The organism is Niabella yanshanensis (assembly GCF_034424215.1).
Classification (GTDB): Bacteria; Bacteroidota; Bacteroidia; order Chitinophagales; family Chitinophagaceae; genus Niabella; species Niabella yanshanensis.
The window spans coordinates 3,945,822-3,966,185 of the sequence record NZ_CP139960.1 but is presented as its reverse complement, the minus strand read 5'-3'; the positions used below and the strand labels follow the sequence as shown (position 1 = coordinate 3,966,185).

Annotated in this window: 16 protein-coding genes; 5 read left to right on the top strand and 11 right to left on the bottom strand. The window is 40.4% G+C overall.

The features are described 5' to 3' along the window. Positions 1-71 precede the first annotated feature (71 nt). Complete coding sequence (locus tag U0035_RS16430; RefSeq protein WP_114792288.1) at positions 72-614, bottom strand: thioredoxin family protein; 543 nt, start codon at positions 612-614, stop codon at positions 72-74. A 106-nt stretch (positions 615-720) separates the two neighbouring features. Between U0035_RS16430 and U0035_RS16425 the strand changes: the two genes are divergently transcribed. Together U0035_RS16425 and U0035_RS16420 are read left to right on the top strand one after the other, a co-directional pair. Continuing rightward, positions 721-1,446, top strand: coding sequence for a pyridoxine 5'-phosphate synthase (locus U0035_RS16425; RefSeq protein WP_114792287.1), 726 nt, complete (start codon positions 721-723; stop codon positions 1,444-1,446). A gap of 59 nt (positions 1,447-1,505) precedes the next feature. Beyond that, positions 1,506-1,883 carry a hypothetical protein gene (locus U0035_RS16420; protein ID WP_114792286.1) on the top strand — a complete coding sequence of 126 codons (378 nt, stop codon included), beginning with the start codon at positions 1,506-1,508 and terminating at the stop codon, positions 1,881-1,883. A gap of 72 nt (positions 1,884-1,955) precedes the next feature. Here the strand turns inward: U0035_RS16420 and U0035_RS16415 are convergent, their stop codons facing one another. The 7 genes from U0035_RS16415 to U0035_RS16385 all read right to left on the bottom strand — a co-directional run bounded on the left by U0035_RS16415 (position 1,956) and on the right by U0035_RS16385 (position 14,021). Beyond that, a complete protein-coding gene (locus U0035_RS16415) occupies positions 1,956-2,264 on the bottom strand; it encodes a DUF3467 domain-containing protein (RefSeq protein ID WP_114792285.1) in 309 nt (102 codons plus the stop codon). Between the two features lie 136 nt (positions 2,265-2,400). After that, complete coding sequence (locus tag U0035_RS16410) at positions 2,401-3,930, bottom strand: RagB/SusD family nutrient uptake outer membrane protein (RefSeq protein WP_211316504.1); 1,530 nt, start codon at positions 3,928-3,930, stop codon at positions 2,401-2,403. A 10-nt stretch (positions 3,931-3,940) separates the two neighbouring features. Continuing rightward, a complete protein-coding gene (locus U0035_RS16405; protein WP_114792283.1) occupies positions 3,941-7,174 on the bottom strand; it encodes a SusC/RagA family TonB-linked outer membrane protein in 3,234 nt (1,077 codons plus the stop codon). 416 nt (positions 7,175-7,590) lie between these two features. Beyond that, positions 7,591-8,292: a hypothetical protein gene (locus tag U0035_RS16400; RefSeq protein WP_114792282.1), complete on the bottom strand. Its 702-nt coding sequence runs from the start codon at positions 8,290-8,292 to the stop codon at positions 7,591-7,593. 90 nt (positions 8,293-8,382) lie between these two features. Further along, a complete protein-coding gene (locus U0035_RS16395) occupies positions 8,383-9,339 on the bottom strand; it encodes a DUF1735 domain-containing protein (RefSeq protein WP_114792281.1) in 957 nt (318 codons plus the stop codon). 24 nt (positions 9,340-9,363) lie between these two features. Further along, positions 9,364-10,878 carry a SusD/RagB family nutrient-binding outer membrane lipoprotein gene (locus tag U0035_RS16390; RefSeq protein WP_114792280.1) on the bottom strand — a complete coding sequence of 505 codons (1,515 nt, stop codon included), beginning with the start codon at positions 10,876-10,878 and terminating at the stop codon, positions 9,364-9,366. 44 nt (positions 10,879-10,922) lie between these two features. Further along, entirely contained in the window at positions 10,923-14,021 is a 3,099-nt protein-coding gene (locus tag U0035_RS16385) for a SusC/RagA family TonB-linked outer membrane protein (protein WP_114792279.1), read from the bottom strand. A 320-nt stretch (positions 14,022-14,341) separates the two neighbouring features. Here U0035_RS16385 and folD point away from each other — a divergent pair, with 320 nt between their 5' ends. The 3 genes from folD (at position 14,342) to U0035_RS16370 (ending at position 16,405) form a co-directional block, all read left to right on the top strand. Next, positions 14,342-15,235, top strand: coding sequence for a bifunctional methylenetetrahydrofolate dehydrogenase/methenyltetrahydrofolate cyclohydrolase FolD (gene folD, locus U0035_RS16380; protein ID WP_262510942.1), 894 nt, complete (start codon positions 14,342-14,344; stop codon positions 15,233-15,235). Positions 15,236-15,326: 91 nt separating this feature from the next. After that, positions 15,327-15,689, top strand: coding sequence for a four helix bundle protein (locus U0035_RS16375; RefSeq protein WP_114792277.1), 363 nt, complete (start codon positions 15,327-15,329; stop codon positions 15,687-15,689). Between the two features lie 134 nt (positions 15,690-15,823). Further along, positions 15,824-16,405 (top strand): 7-carboxy-7-deazaguanine synthase QueE, encoded by a 582-nt coding sequence (locus U0035_RS16370; RefSeq protein ID WP_114792276.1) that lies wholly within the window; start codon positions 15,824-15,826, stop codon positions 16,403-16,405. A 384-nt stretch (positions 16,406-16,789) separates the two neighbouring features. On the opposite strand, the gene U0035_RS16365 is transcribed toward U0035_RS16370, so the two are convergent. From U0035_RS16365 to U0035_RS16355, 3 genes are all read right to left on the bottom strand, one after another. Beyond that, a complete protein-coding gene (locus U0035_RS16365) occupies positions 16,790-17,107 on the bottom strand; it encodes a hypothetical protein (protein ID WP_114792275.1) in 318 nt (105 codons plus the stop codon). 68 nt (positions 17,108-17,175) lie between these two features. Beyond that, a complete protein-coding gene (locus U0035_RS16360; RefSeq protein WP_211316503.1) occupies positions 17,176-18,981 on the bottom strand; it encodes an ABC transporter ATP-binding protein in 1,806 nt (601 codons plus the stop codon). A 90-nt stretch (positions 18,982-19,071) separates the two neighbouring features. After that, the gene (locus tag U0035_RS16355; RefSeq protein WP_114792274.1) at positions 19,072-20,286 is read right to left on the bottom strand and encodes an ATP-binding protein; all 1,215 of its coding nucleotides are present in this window, start codon (positions 20,284-20,286) and stop codon (positions 19,072-19,074) included. Between the last annotated feature and the right edge of the window lie 78 nt (positions 20,287-20,364).

The following is a 20,364-nucleotide window of genomic DNA, read 5'->3' as shown; positions in this document are numbered from 1 at the left end:
GTTCACATAAAAGTAAACTTTGTTAAAGGTTTTACAAAATAACAGGCATCCCTAATATAGGCGATGCCTTTTTAATATCCTTGTTTTACAGACTCATTCCTGCGAAAACGCTCAAAGATGGCTTTACTGGTTTCCTCGCCGATAGAGGAGGAACGTTTGAGTGTATGGATCAGATGTGCCACTTCATCGGCTGTTGCGGGGCAGCCCGCATTGCTGCCATCAGGCATTTTAGCATCGGCAATGAGGGTTCCTTTGGCATCATAAATAAGCCAGAAAGGAATTCCGGAATCGGCGGGAGCATATTTTTTAAACAGCGCTTCTGCGCCCTGGTTCTCCAGTTGTCGTTTATCTTTCGATTCAAGTATGGTTAGATGTTCAACTATATAGTTGGCGTCAAAAAAAGGTTTGCAGGCCGGGTCGCTCATTGCGGCGTCCATTTTCCGGCACCATCCACACCAGGAAGCATGAAAAATAATAAATACGTTTTTCTTCTCTTTTTTTGCTTTGCTAAAAGCCCTTGCTAGTATGGTGTCAGCAGATACAGGTGTTGATTGTGCTGTTACCACCATGGTAAACCCGGTAAATAAGAACAGTAATGCTAATTTAGGAACCATACGGCTAATAAATTTATACCTGTGAAGAATAATAAAAACGGAAAGCCTTTTTAGGAGCCCGGTAAAAGAATGATAATAGTACCTTCGATGTTTAAAGCGATATTGAATGACAAAACTCTCTGTAAATATAAATAAAATTGCAACCCTCCGCAACTCGCGCGGAGGCAACAATCCCGACCTGGTGAAAATGGCGAAAGATGCCGAACGGTTTGGAGCGGATGGAATTACGGTGCACCCCAGGCCTGACGAGCGTCATATCCGCTACGCAGATGTCAGGGATCTGAAGCCTCTATTGAGCACAGAGTTTAATATCGAAGGCAATTGCACCGAGCAGAAATTTATTGACCTTGTTTTGGAAGTAAAGCCGCACCAGGTAACGCTGGTTCCGGATGCATTGGGGCAATTAACCAGTGATCATGGCTGGGACACTATTACACATAAAAATTATCTGGAAAACATCATCGGCATTTTCAAAGAGGCTGGTATCAGGGTTTCGATATTTGTTGACCCTGATGAGCGCATGGTAGCGGGCGCTGCTGCAACAGGCACTGATCGCATTGAATTATATACAGAAGGTTATGCGAGGCATTACCATACCAACAGGAATGAAGCGATTGCACCCTATGTATTGGCTGCTCAGAAAGCGAAGGAATTGGGACTGGGGCTGAATGCCGGCCATGACCTGGACCTGGATAACCTGCAGTTTTTTGCAACCCATATTCCCTGGCTGGACGAGGTAAGCATTGGGCATGCATTGATCTGCGATGCGCTATACCTGGGTTTTGAAAACACGATACAGCTCTATAAAAGGCAGTTGGAGCGAAGCATTTGACAGGGAAGCCATGCCAACGTTTCAATTAGTTTACTCGTCAATTGAGTATACAACATAATATGAAGCTTTTTTTATCCGCTATATTTTTTTTCTCAATCTGTTCTTTACACGCACAGCGTGTTGAAAGCATTCATTTTCACCTATATACTGACAGCCTCAAAAAAGGCACACATAATTATATTAATGTAGATGGCAAAATGAGCGACGGCAGCTGGAAACCGCTTACAGCCAAAGAGATTGATTTTAAAACAGATTATGGCAAATTCGAGGGTAACGACCTGGTATTGCCCGACAACCCGAATGTGGTGAAGGTTACCGTAACAGCCAGCTTAAAGTCTGATAAAGATAAAACCAGGCAGGCAACGATATGGATCAAGCAAAAACCAGATCCGCCTTTACAACCAGAGGACAGTAATCGAAGAAAAAGATACAGATAGGGAATAGTTCATAGATCATTGTTCATTGTATCGAGCCCCCATGATCTATGAACCATCAGCTATTAACCTGGCTTAAGCCTGAGCGGTCGGTCCTCCAAAGTTTACCGGGATCTGCGTTTCATCCAGGTCTTTAATGGTTCCGTTCATGGCTTCAAATTTTTCAATATTATCTACCAATGCTTTCATAAAACGCTTGGCATGTTGAGGCGTAAAAATAATTCTTGATTTTACACGGCTTTTGGGGGTTCCGGGCATAATGTTCACAAAGTCGAATACAAACTCGGCGTGAGAATGCGTAATAATAGCCAGGTTGGCGTAAGTTCCTTCTGCCACTTCTTCTGAAATCTCAATATTCAGCTGATTTCCTTCTTGTTGATTCATGATATTAATTTGAGTGAAGATAAAGAAAAAGAGAGTCAAACCGAAAGCAGACATGCCCAGTTCTCTAAGTAATTCTAGATAGCATAAAAAAAGCTGTCTCTTATCAAGACAGCTTTTTAATGAAAATTATTTTCGATTATTGTTCATTTATACGTGTGTTGTAATCAAACTCCCTGTTAGGAATTACCCATGTCCACTTATTATTATCTTCTGGCTTAATGGTAACTGCTAATGCTGCTGGGAAACTTCCTCCCTGAGCTGTAGAAACTCTGGTTATAGTTGCCCCCCAACGCTTTAAATCAAACCAATCAAAACCTTCACCCCACAATTCAATACTTCTGTAAAACTTTATCTCATCTAACAACTCGGTACCGGTTTTTGAAATTGCGTAGTCGGGATCACGGCCTGTTGTCTTATTTAATTCAATCAACAACGCCTGTACCTCAGTTGCCGCCTTGTTTTGGAAGTATTTAGCTTCAGCTTCAATTAACAACATCTCGGAAGACCTAAAGTGTACCAAATGACCGACACCAGGCATGTCGTTCGCTTTAAATTTAAACTGCATAAAAGCATACAGTGTGGCATTTGATTGTAAATCCGGATACAAAGTTCTACCATAAGCAGCCAAAGCAGACGAAGCTACACCGGTACCGTTGGTATAAGTATAGCCCGCCGGGTTTAAAAACAAACTTTTGCGAATGTCGGATGTAGGTATTTTTCCAAACAGTATCTTATTGATACATTTAGGAGTAGTTCTAACAGCTCCAGCGGTTGAATTATACCCAATATATGCAAGGAAGGAATAAAAGTATAACGTTTCATCAGATGCTCCATAACTACTCCAAATCCATTCTGATGTTGGATTAGAAAATCCATTCTTATATTCAGTATTTGACATTAGTGCATATCCAGTTCTCGCCATCTTTGCATACTTTTCCGCATTAGGGTAATCCTGCTTGTTTAAGGCAGCGCGTGCATAAATCGCATAGGCTACACTTTTGTCCATTTCAAAATTCCTTCCGCGAACATTTTTAGAGCTTTCATAAAGCGCTATAGCGTCATCTAAATCTTTATATATCTGATTATATGAGTCACCCAATGTTGACACAGGAATATCACCGGTACTTTGATCCAGTCTCAAAACTACTGCTTTGGTGGCGCCATTTTGAGAATCAGACCATCTATGTCCATACAATTGCACCAACATCATATAGCAATAGGCTCTGTAACTCAGTGCCTGAGCTTTAAGAAATTGCTTATCCGCCTCAACGCCTTCTACATTATCCACTTTCGCTATTATAGTATTGGCATTACCAATTATTTTGTAATAATAATACCAGGGGTAGTAGTCATAAATACTGGTTGAAAGCTGGTTGTAGGTGGCATTAATAATAGGTGCCCATCCGGTCAGGTTTACATAAAAGTCGGCCCCGGGATAATTACCATAAAACATTTTAATAGTGCCCTCGCCATTAAAACCCTGAGATTCGAGATACTGCATAGTCATCATCTTTGCTAAACCGTTGACAGCAGATTCGACGTTCCTTGTATTTTGAAATACGGTCTCTGGATTAGCTGCATCTGAAGGGGCAGTTTCTAAATAGCTTTTTTTACAAGCAGTAAATATTACTACAAATAATAAAGCGCCAAGTATATATTTTTTCATTTTCATTTATTTATAGTCCAATGTTTAAACCTAAAGAGAATATACGTGGGGTCATAAAGTAGTTGTAATGCACCCCGTTAAAAGACTGTTGAGGATCCATGCCTTGAAGCTTGGTAAACGTAGCCAGGTTCTCAATAGTGAAGTTTATTTGACATGATCTCAGGGATATTCGCTCCAGAGTGGTAGATGGTAAGCCATAACCGATAGAAATATTTTTTAAAACACCGTAACTTGCATCCTGCAAAAATCTTGTTGAGGTTTGTGTTGCCTGTGCATTTCTAGCATAATCAATTGCTGGTATACCATTAGGATCCAAACGATTAACAGAGGATTCCGTCATTCCCTCAGGAGCACCGTTCCAAGCCTTTAACAGATCAGTATGTAAGCTATGTGGCGTGCCGGATACACTCATTAAATCCAAATAAGAATAGTCCATCATTTTGCCTCCCAGGCCATAAGTAAATAATGTCTGGAATGACAAACTTTTCCAGTTTGCCCTTAAGCTGACACCACCATATACTTTAGGGATAGAAGACCCGCTCCAGTCGCGCTTGGCGTAGGTAACATTATTGACATAATATTTATCATTTATTTTCACAAGATTAGCGGCAGGAATTGTAGACCCGGCATTATCAGGATTACCACCGTTGTAGATCACATCGTCAGCGACATATAATCCAGTACCTGTCATCTGGTCTACTCCGGCGTATTGGTAAAGCCAAAAATCATAAATTCCATGTCCTTCAAACAGTTTTTTGGTTCCGTCAATAATACCATCTTTTTTATTCTCATTAGGAAGCTTCACTATCTCATTCTTTAAGAACGTAGCGTTTGCACCCAAATTAAGAGTGAAATCTTTTTTGTTTATAATAAAGTAATCTGCAGCTAACTCCCATCCCCGGTTTGAAAGTGTTCCGATATTTCTAAGAACAGTTGCCTGAGCACTGGTAGAAGAGGTACCGCCTGCAGAAAGAGGGTAATTGAACGGGAAGATCAGATCTATAGATCGCTTATCGAAATATTCAACTGAGAAATTAAATCTGTTAAACAGCTGCCCTTCTAATGCAGCACCCCATGTACCTACTTTTTCCCAAACCAGGTTTTGTGAACCGTTTTGGGACAAATAAACGGCCATTAGATTTGCATTCTGATTGAACGTGTACAAGGTTTGAGATGCGTAATATGCCGCACTCGCGTCATTACCTACCTGTCCATAACCCGCACGGAGCTTAAGATTATTTACGGTTTTGCTACCTGCCAGAAAATTTTCGCTGCTTATTAACCAAGCGCCGGAAAGTCCCCAAAAACTACCCCACCTATTTGCGGCTGCAAATCTTGAAGATCCATCACGCCTGAAAGAACCTTCTAAAAAGTACTTTTGACTATAATTATATCTAACACGGCTCAAATAGCTTTCTGTTTTAACGACATCTTCATATTCACCCAAACTAATGATACTGGTAAAATCATCCAGGTTCTCCAAACCAGTGAAAGCCTGGGAACCCTTTGAGCCTTGCAACCTGCTATAGAAATAGCTGTAGTTTTCATGTCCGACTAATACGTCAAAATTATGATCGTTAAAATATCTGTTCCAATTCAGCTGCTGCTGAAAAGTGTACACTTTATACCTGTACATATCTCTACTTACACGCCCTCCATTACCTGATCCATCTCCAATCACCGGGTTTTCATAATTTCTCAGCTCCGTATTTTTAGTAGTCAGATCACCGAGTATTGTGAACGAAAAATCCTTCAGAAATTTTACATTTGCATAGGCCTGACCTTGCATAGAACCTATGATATTCTTCCTTGTATTAAGCTCATTTTCCCAAATTGCATGTCTGGCTACATATTGCCCCCTATTATAGGTTGACCCATCATCATACTGAACTTTTCCTTCTTCATCTAAAATATACTCACCTGTAGCCATATCATGTAAATGAACAGGGAAAACAGGCGCAATGATTCTAGCATTATAAATAGGGTTGTTAAATGAAGTATTACCATCGCTGTAGTTGTTATTGATTTGATGAGTTCCGTTCAATAACACACCGGCTTTAAACCAACTCACAGGAGTAATATCTCCATTAATCCTTCCGGTAAATCTCTGGAATCCTGACCGTTTAAAATAGCCTTTTTCATCCAGGTAGCCGGTCGAAAAGAACAAGCTACTTTTATCATTTTTGGTACCTCCGTTAATGTTGTAATCCTGTCTGTGCCCAGTTTGCAAAATAGGTTCGAACCAGTCTAAATCACCTAAATATCCATCTCTGATCCTTGCATCACTTACCAACTTACCATTTGCATCAAATAGCTCTGTGTTACTTTTATTATATATATTATAGCGGATATTATCTGTTATAGCCGATTCATTGGCTTTTGCATTAGCTTTTTCCACTGTATTATAGGTAGCACTTGTTGACAGCAAATTATTCCGGTATCCCAACCACATCGCTTCCATGTATTGATCGGGTGACATAGTAGTATACTCTTTCATACCACGCGTATAAAACCCTTGGTTTATTGCAGCGTTAAATACCGGCTTTCCGGATTTTGCTTTTTTGGTTGTAATTAATACAACTCCATTTGATGCTTTGTTACCATACAAGGCACCAGCTGCAGCGTCTTTCAAAACCGATATATCTTCAATATCATTTGAATTCAAATCGGCTATGCTTCCGCCGTAAATCACTCCATCGACAACCACCAACGGAGTATTATTACCATTAATTGAAGAAAAACCCCTGATTCGAATGGAAGGCGCAGTTCCGGGTTGTCCATAAGTATTATTAACCATAACACCTGGAGCAACACCCTCTAGTGCTCCCGTAGCGCTTGTAAGTGCTCTCTTCTCAAGGTCTTTTGAATTGATGGATGCGATGGCACCAGTAACCGCTCTTCTCGTTTGACGCCCGTACGCTGTAACAACGATCTCTTCGAGTGGATTCTCTATCATAGATAAGACAATTGTTACTGTTGATTTGCCGTCCAGGTCTACTGCCTGACTCGAACGACCAACAGCAGTCACTTCAATAACTCTCTTGCCTTCTGGTAAATTAATTGTAAAACGGCCATTAGGGTCCGTTGCAGTACCAATATTAGTTTGGCTTACGGTAACTGTAGCTCCAGGAATTGGAGCGCCCTTATCGTCAGTTACGGTTCCGGTGACTGTTTTGGCTTGTCCAAATGCGAGGCTCGTCAGAAATGACAATATCCCAACGAAAGCAACTTTAAGTTTTCCCATTAAACGTAGTTTAAGTTAAAATTATCAAAGTGTTAAAAATATGTAAAACTAACACAGGTAAAAAATGTCTCTGATCAACAAACGCTGGTATATTTAATCTTTTACTATTATCCTGCATAGTTCTTAGAAAAATTTCACATCATCAATCATACTCTGAATAATATCTATAAATATGGCCCCAAAAATGATTTATTTCAAAAAACAGGATTTCTAAAATATATTTTATAAATATTTAATGCCTAAATACAATTTAAGCAGTACGATAGGGCACCAGATTTTTAATAATAAGCACAAAATGTTCCCTCTTCTGGTTCCCTGAGCAAATTGCCGTCATCCGGCCCCAATTGGGACCACTACATCTATAAAAAAAGCCGCTACAATTATGTAGCGGCGTCATAAACTTTTCAGAATTCTTATTATATACTACTCAGAAGCCTTATTACCTCTTTTTCTTCCCTGAAATTAGTTGACAAATCTGAAGCTTTTTTTGATGCTTCAGGAAAATCTTTAAGCTCACCGAGTAAGCCCTTGTTCAGTTTAACACGTTTTATAGAGTTGCTGCCAGATCTATAAATATAATAGATTGGCGTTGTAACAAATGTTTTCTGATCGGGCATGCCCATCTTCTTAACCAGTTCAACCTTGGTCTGATAGTATTTTAATAACTGCAGATCTCCCCTATAAGCAAGTATTTGATAAATAGTTTCAGGTGTTTTGTTTTCGATACCGGGGTATCCGGTTTTTAGGATAATATTTGCTTTTTCATGGTTGTCAGATTGCTCAACATAACTCACCGAATCAACATTAGTTAGCGCCACCAACTGACTTGCGTTTTCAAGCAAGATTTCGTTACTGTAAGTACTAAATTTTATCCATGCATTACTGAATTGCTCTCCCGTTTTTGTTTTTACAAAAGCTTGTTTATAGTCAACGGAAAGAAAAGGAGTACCAGCAATTCCACTAAATCGGGAAACATCGATAGCCCGGGAGGTAATATTCATATCCATTATTCGGCCTCCTTGCAAAGGTGCGCCTACAGCCTGAGGAGCCGAGTAGCCGTTCTGAGCTTGAATTGCGACATATAAAATTAAAAAAATAAAAGTATAATAGAATTTCATAACATTTATTTAATAAAAAGAAGAAAAACCGTTTCAAGATTTTACTTGAAACGGCATAATTCCCATTCTCCCTATTCGCAAAAACACACTCTACCTAACTCCTGTATATTTCATCTTCATAACTACAATCATATCTGGCCTACCAGGTTGTTTAAACAAGTAGTTGAGATTTAGTTCTTTTGTTGTCGGATTGTATATATTATCCGTTGTTGGAGCGTTCGGATTTAAAGCGAATGCTCTGTTACGAGGAGAATCATCAATTCTATTGGTAACATTTGTTATCTTATTGGTGGCTAAATCAAACGTGAATAAGGGAGAGGCATTACCGAATTGAGTTACACCATTTGTGTTAGTTATGCCCGGTTGCAAATTTGAGCTCAGATAAGTAGACCAAATACCAACAGTATTAGCACCAACTGTAACAAGCTGTATCCCATTGGGGAAGTTGGTTGGTTTATTCTCGGATATTCCATATGCGGCCCACCCTGTTGTTGTAATATTTAACGAATAGACGCCATCGTATTGATTTTTAGTTCCGAATGCTGTAATTGTCTCATGGCTTGTACTAGCAATTGTATGATCGGGGGTAACCTTTACAATTTTCAAAGGAAATGCATATTCGCCTCCCAAAAACTCACTGGGCAACACATTGATCTTAAAGTATCCGATGCGTTCACCCTTCGGTATTACAGCTTTCATCCCATTCACTAAGGTATACCGGCTAGAAGCTGGTATCTCATATCCCGTTTCATGCTCCTCATTGTAAGCGTCTAACAATTCCTGGTCGAATGCTAGCTCAATAGTAATATCTTCAGTAGATGGATTATCGTTGTTTAATCTAATTCCTGTAAGATCCACGTCCTGCCGTTCCGCCGCATTATTAATAAAATTAGCCCCGAAACCTTCGTATTCAAACTGAATCAATTTTCCTTTTCCAATCCCCTCATCACCGTAATTCAGGTCGTCGGTGATTTGGGGATCCTTAAGGCAGGAACTGAAAAGGGCCAGCACCATAACCAGAAGTAAAAAAATATTTTCTTTTTTCATGCTTTACTCTTTAAACTTTTAAAATTAGTTTACATCCCAGAATATCTTGCTTGATTGCGGATCAATAGTACCTTCTGCCGCTACAACTGTAGGATTAAAATTGTATTCATTCTGGGGATAATGCAACCTCAATGGAATAATATTATTTCCCCGTCCAGGATGCATTGACAGTGGCAAGTCTGTTGGTACACCTATTCTTCTATAATCCACCCATGCTTCGAAGTTATTAATGCCAATCAAAGCTAAGTATTTGTGCATACCAATAAACCTGATCTGATCAGCCTGGCTAGCCGGCCAGTTCAATAACTGATCATAGTCGGTAACGTTTTCGTCATCCGGCTGTCCTAAATATTCATCGGCATCGTCAGCTGTTAATCCCAGCCACACAAAAGATTCCCGAACAGCATCTATTAATGCCTCATGAGCATCATTATCATCCGAAATCCAGCCTCTTGCTATGGCTTCAGCCTGTAAAAACTTTGACTCTACACTGCTGAATATCCACTGGGGCTGGCTTGCGCTTTTTGCCAGGCCTGGTCCTGCAACATTAGCTGAATTACCTGCGGTTGGAGCGTTGGAAATTACTTCACCATAGTTGAAGCCAGTGTAGTTGGTTCCGGTTCCTCCATTTGGAGAAAAAACACGCATAAACCGCGGATCATTATTATCCCTGAATTTGGATAAAATATAGTTATTCGCCCTGTTAAAATTGTCGGCATTACTTCCGTCGTAAAGCGACTTAAAAGTGTTCCAATAAGGGTTTTGTTGATTCTGATCCTGTACATAGCCGGGTTGCACACTTGCAGTTTCTTTCAAAAAGCGTTTTGTAGTTATTTTCGCCATTTGAGCGCTGGCATTAAAACCAGAAACATTTGCCATCCGTAGTGATAATTTCAATCTTTGAGTGTTGATAAACTCTTCCCATAAATCTAAGTCACCTCCAAACAGGATATCGAATTTCTCATTTTCCTCTGACACACCATCCAGTCCCTGAAAAATAGCCAATGCCTCATCGAGCTGCACAAAAAGGTCGTTGTAAATATCCTGACCTTTATCATAAGCCGGAAACAGATTAGTCCTGATGTCCTGAAAAGCTTTTGAATACGGCACATTATTATATTGGTCTACAAGATACATATACCCTATAGTTTTCAGTACTTTTGCTGCACCAATGTAAAACTCCTGACCACCTTTTTCTACTGCTTTTTGTTCCATTTTATATACATCGAACATTATATCCAACCAGGTAGTCCATTCACCAGCTTCAAAAGTTGTAGTAATTCTGTAGGCCTCTTCGTCAGGGTTGGGTCCGTAAGAACCAGAGCGGGACCAGTATCCCATCCAACGTGCAGTAGAAGCATACGAGGTTGCAGTCTGCGCCGCAATCCTGGTCAAACTTGAAGACAAAAGAAGATTAGGGTCTTTCAACGATTCCTCGGTGGGATTATTCGGGTTTTCATTTACATCCAAAAACTTCTTACATCCGGTAGCACCCCATACCATTGTTGTAAGCAGCATTATATAAATTAATTTTTTCATTTCTTATATTTAAATCTTACGAATTAAAAATTTGTTTGGTACTCTTAAAATCTCAAAGTCAGATTCGCGCCAAAAGTTCGGATCGGAGGATTAATCTGTGATGTTCCCACACCGCCTGTATTTCCAGTAGTAAAATTGAAGTCGGGATCAGAATAAACATTTGTTTTGGGCAACCAAAGAAACAAATTACGACCAGTAAGCGCGAAACTTGCCCCTTTAATTACGCTGTTACCTAACAATTGACTTACCGGGATTTCATAAGATAAAGATGCCTCACGCAATCTCCAAGATGCAGCGCTGGTCAAAAAGTTAGATGCTACATCTCTATATTCTCCTGTGTAAAAATCGTTTACATCGTTCAGCGCAATATCCGTATTAGGCAAGTAGCTTCCTGGGTTATTGGGGTCCTCATATACAGAATTGGGGAACACAAACGGATACCGGTTATTCCTTGCAGTGTAGGCTGAAACCCCTGTCCATGCCATCGCTTGTCCAATATCGTGATAGGCATAATGGCCGGCTCTATACTCTGCTAAAATAGATAAGTTAAACCCTTTCCAATATACAGAAGGTGTAAGTCCAACAATCCACAGAGGTTGAGTTCGTCCAAATGTCTTTAAAATAGGATCGGCTTTCGGACGACCTGTTTCAGCATCAATAATCACCCGTCCCTGATCATCTCTCAAATAATCTACCGCCTTCCAGATAAATGCCGGTTGGCCTGCAACAACATAGTTCATTGCAAAGTTGTTAAAGCCGCCTATTCCAACTTCATCAAGATTATCTGCAACTTTTGTTACTTTATTATCAATATATGTAGCATTTGCCCTGAATTCTACTCCACCCTCTCTGAACTTTACGATAGGAGTCAGACGTAAATCCATCTCAATTCCTTTATTTTTAAAGGCCGCCGCATTTGTGAGATAAGAAGTATACCCTGTTCCTGAAGATAGTTGAATAGGAATAATTTGATCTGAGTTATCCTGCACAAAATAAGTAGCTTCTACATTAATTCTGTTCTTAAAAAATCCGGCTTCTACGCCCACTTCCGTACTGGTAACAAACTCAGGTTTTAACTGATCTGTAAATGCTCTGTCGTTAGCAGTATATCCCGGAATAGATCCGAAAGGAAAACCTGCAGGTTGCGTGTAAGTTGAGATTAGCTGGTATGGGGCGATATCTGCGCTTCCTACTCTATTCCAAGCAGTCCTTAACTTCAAGAACGAAAGTACGTCACTTTTTAAACCGTTGATGGCATCAGTGGCTACAAACGCAGCACTCACTCCAGGATAAAAGTAGCTGTTGTGATTTTGTGCCAACATTGACACCCACTCGTTACGACCTGTAAATTCGATATTTGCCCAGCCTTTATAACCCAGCCCCGCACTGGCGTAAGCAGCTACAAGGCGAGTTTGTTCAAATGGGGAAGCACCTACCAACTGACCAGTTCTATGAGAAATATTGTATAAACCAGGAATTACCAAATTCGTAGCACCCACATTAGTGTTTCGGGACTCAGTAGCTCTTATGTAATTACCTAAAACAGCAGTAAGTTTAAAATCATCGCTCAGGTCTTTATTTACGCTTGCAAAAACCTCAGAAGACAACCGTAAACTGCTATTGGAATATTCTCTCACCATTGCTGGTATTGAAGTCAGATCGCGCGATTCACCAAAATCGTTTACCTGCTCTCCCTTTGACGTACGGGTATAAACTTCAGACCTTGATGTTAAGCCTGCTCTATAAGTGAAATTCAACCAGTCAGTTGCTTTGTAACTTAATTCCAGATTACCCAAAAGGTCCTGAATGCGACCTTTTTGACGCCAGTTATCAATTGCAAAATATGGATTTAAACCGTAGTGATTAAAGTAGTTGTTATACTGAGCAAACGGGTTATTCTCAAAATCTTTATAAGAAGTGATCGGAATATGTGCAGGAGTATTAAAGATAAGGTTCATTAAACCGTTATTTAACCCCACATTTTGTGAAGCGTGATAATCACCCATTGCATCATCGTCAAAAATGTCGTAGTTAGATTGAACATAGTTAAGATTTGTCTGTACCTTAAATCGGCCAAATTCCTTCCCAGTATTTATTCTCAGACCTGTTCTGCGATTCACATCATCTGGTACAATGCCCTTTATATTCGCATCAGACAGACTCATATAAAAATCTTTTGTCGCAAAAGAAACATCGTTTTGAAGAGTTATACCTTTATTAAAAAAATCTTTTCTTGAATTGTTGGGAGAGTAGGGTACCATTTGCTTAGACCCATCAGGAAGTTCATCGCCAATTAAAACCATTTCTCCATTATAGGCAGGCCCCCAAGACCAGTTTTCATAAGGAATATAATCACCATATCCACCACTACCAAAAGACGTTTGAAATTTGGGAAAGAATGAAATATTTGACATTTGTGCACTGCTACTCAATGTTACAACCGGCCTATCCGATGTTTTTCTGGTTGTCACAATAATAACTCCATTTCGTGCATCGGCACCGTAAATAGCCGCTGCTGATGACCCTTTCAACACATTTACATTTTCAATATCATTAGGGCTTAATGACGAAAGATAATTAAGCGCAACCGGAACTCCATCCAACAACAACATAGGGTCGTTACTACCTAACAATGAGCGGATACCTCGCAAATTGATCTTCACTTCTTCAAATACGCCACTGTTGATAGTAGTAATATTTAAACCGGAAACTTTACCTTGCAAACCGTTCGCTACATTTACTGCTTTACCCTGAGTTAGCACTTTATCATCCACTTTTGCAGTAGCATACCCTAAGGATTTAGGAGGACGCTGAATACCTAAAGCAGTTACTACTACTTCATCAATCACTTCACCATCACCTTTTTTTAATACTGCATTTGCAATACCGTTACGCACCGTAACTTCTGCAGTATTGTAACCTGTAGCTGAAAACACTAACACTGCTCCGTCCTTCGCATTAATAGTGTACTTGCCATCTGCATCTGCAGAAACACCTACTGATGTCCCTTTAACGGAAACCGAGGCAAACGGCACCGGTGCTGCAGCTTCATCAAGCACTGTCCCGGTAACTGTCCTGGTTTGAGAAAAAGCCAGAAACGAAAATCCCATAAACATTGCCAAAAGCAATAGAATTTTTCTCATGTAAAACTTTTTTGTTAAAAAAATGATTAAAATCGGATTAAAAAATAGAATGGATCAACGTATTCAATGAACCATCCAGTCAATTAGCAGCAAGCAAGTTATATTTTTTTTAACAAAATAATCACGTCTTATTAATGTTTTCTTAATGCTCTTTAATTCATTCCCCGCTAATAATATTTTTATTAATTGACTATCAGATACTTACATATTAAACGTTATATTTCGGGTGTATGCAAAATATTGATTTGAATTAAGAAAAAATATCATTACTCTAACAAATGTTAGTTTTTGACAAATTTTAAGCGCCTCTTAAAAAATTGATGCATCTTTGCAAAATGCAATTACTGGATGGAAAAAAGACGGCCAAAGCTATTCTTAACACAGTTAAAATAGACGTAGCCCAGCGGGCAGCAACAGGCAAAAAAATACCGCATTTGGCGGCAATATTAGTAGGTACTAACGGCGCCAGCCAAACCTACGTCAACTCTAAAGTGAAAGCCTGTAACGAAATTGGCTTTATTTCTACATTAATAGAGTACGAAGAAGAAGTAAGTGAAATGAAACTTTTGGACAAGATCCAGGAGCTGAACGAGGATATGTCGGTGGATGGAATTTTAGTACAGCTACCGCTTCCAGCCCATATTTCAGAAAGAAAAGTAATTGAAGCCATTGCAGCCAGTAAGGACGTGGATGGTTTTCACCCCGAAAACATAGGTCGTATGATCATGGGCGAGGCGGAAGCTTTTATTCCGGCCACCCCTTATGGTATTATGCTGCTGCTGGAACATAATAATATACCTACTAAGGGTAAACATGCAGTAGTGCTGGGACGTAGCAACATAGTAGGACGTCCTATGAGCATTTTGTTAAGCAATAATACCAACCCGGGTAATTGTACCGTTACCGTTTGCCACTCCCGCACCCAGAACCTGAATGAAATATGCAGCCAGGCAGATATTATTGTAGCAGCTATCGGTCAGCCTGAGTTTTTGAAGGCTGAAATGGTGAAAGAAGGAGCGGTTGTAATAGATGTAGGTATTACCCGCCTGGAAGATGCTTCTAAGAAATCGGGCTACAGATTGGTAGGCGACGTAGATTTTGAGCAGGTAGCTCCTAAATGCTCATTTATTACCCCGGTTCCGGGTGGCGTAGGCCCTATGACTATCGCAGCGCTGATGAAGAATACGTATAAGTCGTGCGTGAATGGAGATTAGGAGAGGGCTGGATGCTGGATATTTGATACCGGATACTGAGTGGGATACTAGATTAAATAATGTTCTTTATTAATAATTAAAAATCTACCCTATGAGTTACCGAAAATTAGAAGTCTGGCAAGTATCCAGAGAAATTGTTATCGAAGTCCACAAAATGTCGCTCCAACTTCCCAAATTCGAGCTGTTTGAAGAAGGGCAGCAAGTCAGACGTTCCAGCAAGTCTGTAAAATCAACTATCGTTGAAGGTTATCGCAGAAGGAGATATAAAAATGAGTTTATTAAGTTTCTGGTTTATGCACAGGCATCGAATGATGAAACAATCGATCATCTTGAAACATGGTCTTTTAGCGATGAAAGAACCTTTATATCACTTAAAGAAAAAATCGATTTATTAGGCAGAAAGCTTAACAGGTTTATACAAGCCATAGAAGAAGGACATGTGAGCATGAAGTAAATACAGATGCGGGATACCGGATCCGGGATCATCATCAAACATCCAGTATCTAGCATCTAGTATCAACTATCAAACATCAAGTTATCAAGCATCAAACATCCAATATCGACCAACAAGTATCATCCTTCCCCGTTATGGAACATTTTTACACCATACAGGGGGAAGGTTTCCACCAGGGCCGGGCAGCTTACTTTGTAAGACTGGGAGGTTGTGATGTCGGCTGCGTTTGGTGCGATGTAAAGGACAGCTGGTCGTTTGACGGACATCCGATGATGCCGCTTGATACAATTGTGAGCACGATTAAAGCATCTAATACACCATTGGCAGTGATCACCGGAGGAGAGCCATTGATGCATAACCTGGATGAACTGACCGCAGCTATCCAAAAAGAAGGTATTGCCACCAATATTGAAACTTCCGGCTCCTCGCCACTGAGCGGCAGCTGGGACTGGATCTGCCTTTCACCCAAAAAATTCAAAGCTCCGTTACCGGAGATCCTTCCTGTAGCCAACGAGCTAAAGATCATTGTTTATAATAAATCTGACTTTGCCTGGGGCGAAAGCTTTGCAGCGCAGGTTGCTGACACCTGTAAATTATACCTCCAACCTGAATGGAGCAAGGCGGATGCAATGACTCCTCTTATCGTTGAGTATATTAAACAAAATCCTAAGTGGGAACTCAGCCTGCAAATACATAAGTATATTAATGTACCGTAGTGGAAGTTGACGGATGGCAGTTTACAGTTGACAACTCCCTGTTAGCGAGCTACACGCTGTCATCTATCAACAGTTTACTATCACCCAAACAAAAAGCACCCCTTATAGAAATAAACGGTGCACTCTCGAAAACTATCTGCTTAAGGAAAACTATACTAATTCTTGGCGGGCCTGCTCTCAAAAACTAACCACCGGAGCGGGAAGAAAAAGCCGGAGAAGCCCGATTGCTTTTGTAAAACAAAAATACCATAGCGCTCTGTCATTCATTTTCGAAATCGGGAAAAACCGTTTACGAGATCCGGAAAAATAAGGTGGTCATTCAAATTAAAAAGACCATTGCGCTCAACACACAACGGTCTTTTTAAACAGCTTCAATAAATTCTGTTATGGCAAAAAGATAGAAGCCTGAATAACGGGTCGGTTATAAGCTGGTCTGCTATAATACCTGCCTGGATAAGGATGGGCATACACAGCTCTCCTGCTATAACGGGTTGGATAATAATAATGCCGTACCGGCTCGGCATACCTTACGTTTCTGTACCTGTGGTACTTGTGACCGCCGTAATGACGAGGATGGCCTTTATGATGGTAGCCATGCTTGGCATGCATTTTTTTACCCTTGTAATAATGCTTTTGTGCGTCTGCATTGGCCACTCCTAATAAAAGAAATACCAGCGCTAAAATTGTAATTCTTGCTTTCATCGTTCAATGGATTTACTGGTAAGACCTTTTATAAAGAGCTGCGGTTGTTAATAAAATAATAAAACGTGTCAGGCGTTCAGCGTTTGTGCAATACGGGCAATATTAAGGCTTCGTGCAGATGCATCAAAGATCTCTTTGTATACCCCTTCCTGTTTTACCAGATCTTCATGCTTACCACTTTCTACCAGTCGTCCTTGTTTTAGCACGTAGATAATGTCCGCATCTACTATCTGGGAAATGGAATGCGAGATGATCACCACAGTCCGGTTCTGTTTGATCGCATCCAGGCTGTTCTTGATCTGTTCTGTTGCAATAGCATCCAGGCTGGCAGTAGGCTCGTCCAGGAATATGATAGGGGGATCTTTCAGGAATAACCGTGCGATGGCAATCCGTTGCTGCTGACCACCGCTCAACAATTGTGCATCGCTCTTGTACTGCATCGGCAGTTCCATGATCTGATCGTGCAGGTAAGCTTTTCGTGCCGCAGTTACAATTTCTTCGTTGGTAGCTTCTATTTTTCCATACCGGATATTATCTTCAATCGTTCCTTTAAAAATATGATTTTTCTGAAGTACTAACCCTATCTCACTTCGTAAAGAGGCGTTTTCATATTCGTTGAGGTTAACTCCGTCTAATAGTATTGCTCCGCTATCGGGTTCATAAAATTTGTTCAGCAGGTTGAGTATCGTGCTCTTGCCCGCACCGCTTAAGCCTACCAGCGCCGTGGTCTTTCCTCTTTCTATTTTAAGGCTGATATCATACAATGCCCTGGTGCCATTCGGATAGGTAAAGTTTACCTGTTTCATTTCAAAAGTGCCCTCCGCCTCTGTAACCGCATGTGTACCCGTTTGCTCAATTTCCTCATCATCTTCAATGATCTGGAAAAAAGCTTCGGCATATATAAAGGCGTCGTTTACCTCATCATAAATACGGTGCAATTGCCTGATGGGCGCCGATACGTTATTGAATAACATAATATGCAGCATAATAGCGCCAATGCTGATCTGGTGGTTTAGTACCAGGTAAGCCGTTAAAATAATGATCAGCACTACACCTATCTGCTCAATAAAAGACTTTACCCCGTCATAGGTAAAGTTGGTACGCCGGGTGTACAACTGATCATCGGTGAGTTGTTGTTGAATAACCAATTGCTTCTTCTCTTCTACATCTTCTCTTACAAAGCTTTTGATCACTGTCATTGAGTCAATGATATTGAGCAGGCCGTTACTTTTATTCTCCCGGCCTCCGCGCAATTGCCTCCTTACTCCCTGCAGTTTTTTTGCCTGCCGGGCGCTTACATAAAAATAAGCAGGCAGGATGGTGATCGCTATCAGGCCCACATAAACATTAGCCATAAACATAATCACCAGGGCCAGGATGGCATTACAGAATAAGGGTAATATGTCTATAAAGAAATTCTGAACCAGCCTCGTGAGGCTCTCAACACCCCTGTCTATGCGTGTTTGCAGTTTGCCCGACTGGTTTTCAGGCGCCGCAAAAAATCCCATATGATAAGTCAGTATCCTACGGATTGCCTTTTGCGCCAGGCTGTTACTTACGTTAATGCGGATCTTTTCGCCATAAAACTTCTGCCCGAACTGGATAAAAATATTGACGATCTCTTTGGTGAAAAGGATTATCGAAATAATGGTCAGCAACCTCAGCCCTTCTTTCATAGGGTCAGGTAGTTGAATTAAAGCATCCACATGATCAACCGTATATTTTAGAACGAGCGGATTTACCTGGGCCGCCAACGAACCTACTAATGTAAGCGCCAGGGTACCAAAGATCATGGTACGATAGGGTCTTACAAAAGGCCATAGCTGCCTGACTATGCTTACGAGGTCTAATGTTTTAGAAAAAGGTTTCGCCATGAATTAAATAAGGATTAAGGATAATGCTGATTAGACGATATTCCTGGTAAAAACTTTTATAACCTGCGCAATAGTTTATAGCCGCTGCAGCTACGTTAATTCCAGCAATAGTTGGCTAACCGGTATCAACTCTATTTCCTTTCCATCCACATGATATACATCTGACTGCTTCAGTGTTATGATACTTCCTTTTTTTAGCTTTAGAAAACGAAGCGCTTCCATCAAACCATCAATTTCACGTTGCAGATTATCCTGGGTGATCTCATAACATACCTGTACAGCACTCTTTACCTTTCCCTTTTCAGAAATAATAAAATCGCATTCTTTCTTCTCACTAAAGTAAGTTATTTCCTTTCCCTGCCTTCGGTAATGTAAATACACCAGGTTCTCCAGGCGTCTGCCATTTTCATCAGAGAACGTGATAGAGTTATGCGTAAACAGGCCGAGGTCTATTGCATATACCTTTTTAGGATTACGGATCTGCACCTGTAATGAGTAACTAAATTTAGATACAAACTGTACCAGGTAAGCATCCTCCATATAAGAAAAATACTCCAAAACCGTGCTCGTAGCCTTTATATTGAGTGTATCCTTTAATTTAGTAGCCGATATGGGTTTCCCAATATGGGACACCAGGTATACCGCCAGCTTTCGCAGAGAACCTACATCACGTACGGCATAGCGTACGGCAATGTCTCTTAATAAAATATCATCCAACAGCTGTTGTAATATCTGCGGATTTTTAAGTTTTAGAAACTCTGGAAAACCGCCGTCCTTTAAATAAGCCAGCAAAGCTTTCTCGCTATTCCGTTTTTTGTTGAACTTCAGATATTCTGAAAAGGAAAATGGGAATAACTCACCCGACAAGTGCCTGCCCGTAAGTTTAGTACCCATTTCTTTACTTAGCAAGGTGGCGTTAGACCCGGTTACAATAACATTAAACCCTTCATCTAATTTCTGCCTGACATATAATTCCCAGTTATCCAGCATCTGAATTTCATCAAAGAAGAGGTTTTTTGTTTTCCGGTTCTTTAGTTCCAAGTCCAGTCTTCTGAAATCATCTCTTTCAAAACCCGTCAGCCGTGGATCTTCGAAATTCAGAAAAATGGTATTCCCCGAAACAGTAGATAATAATTGCCTAAGCAGCGTACTCTTGCCACAACGCCGAATGCCTGTGATAATAGAAGCAAAGCCCGCATATACTTTTATTGCTGCAGATTTCTCCCTTGGTACCGAAGTATCTTTCTGAAGCCAGAATTCATTTTGCGTATCCAACACTTCAGCTATCAGCGTTTGCGCTATCATGGCTTGCTTACTTTGTTTGCTACAAAAATACAAAATTGTTTGATAGTAACAAACAATTTTGTTTGACAGCAAACAACG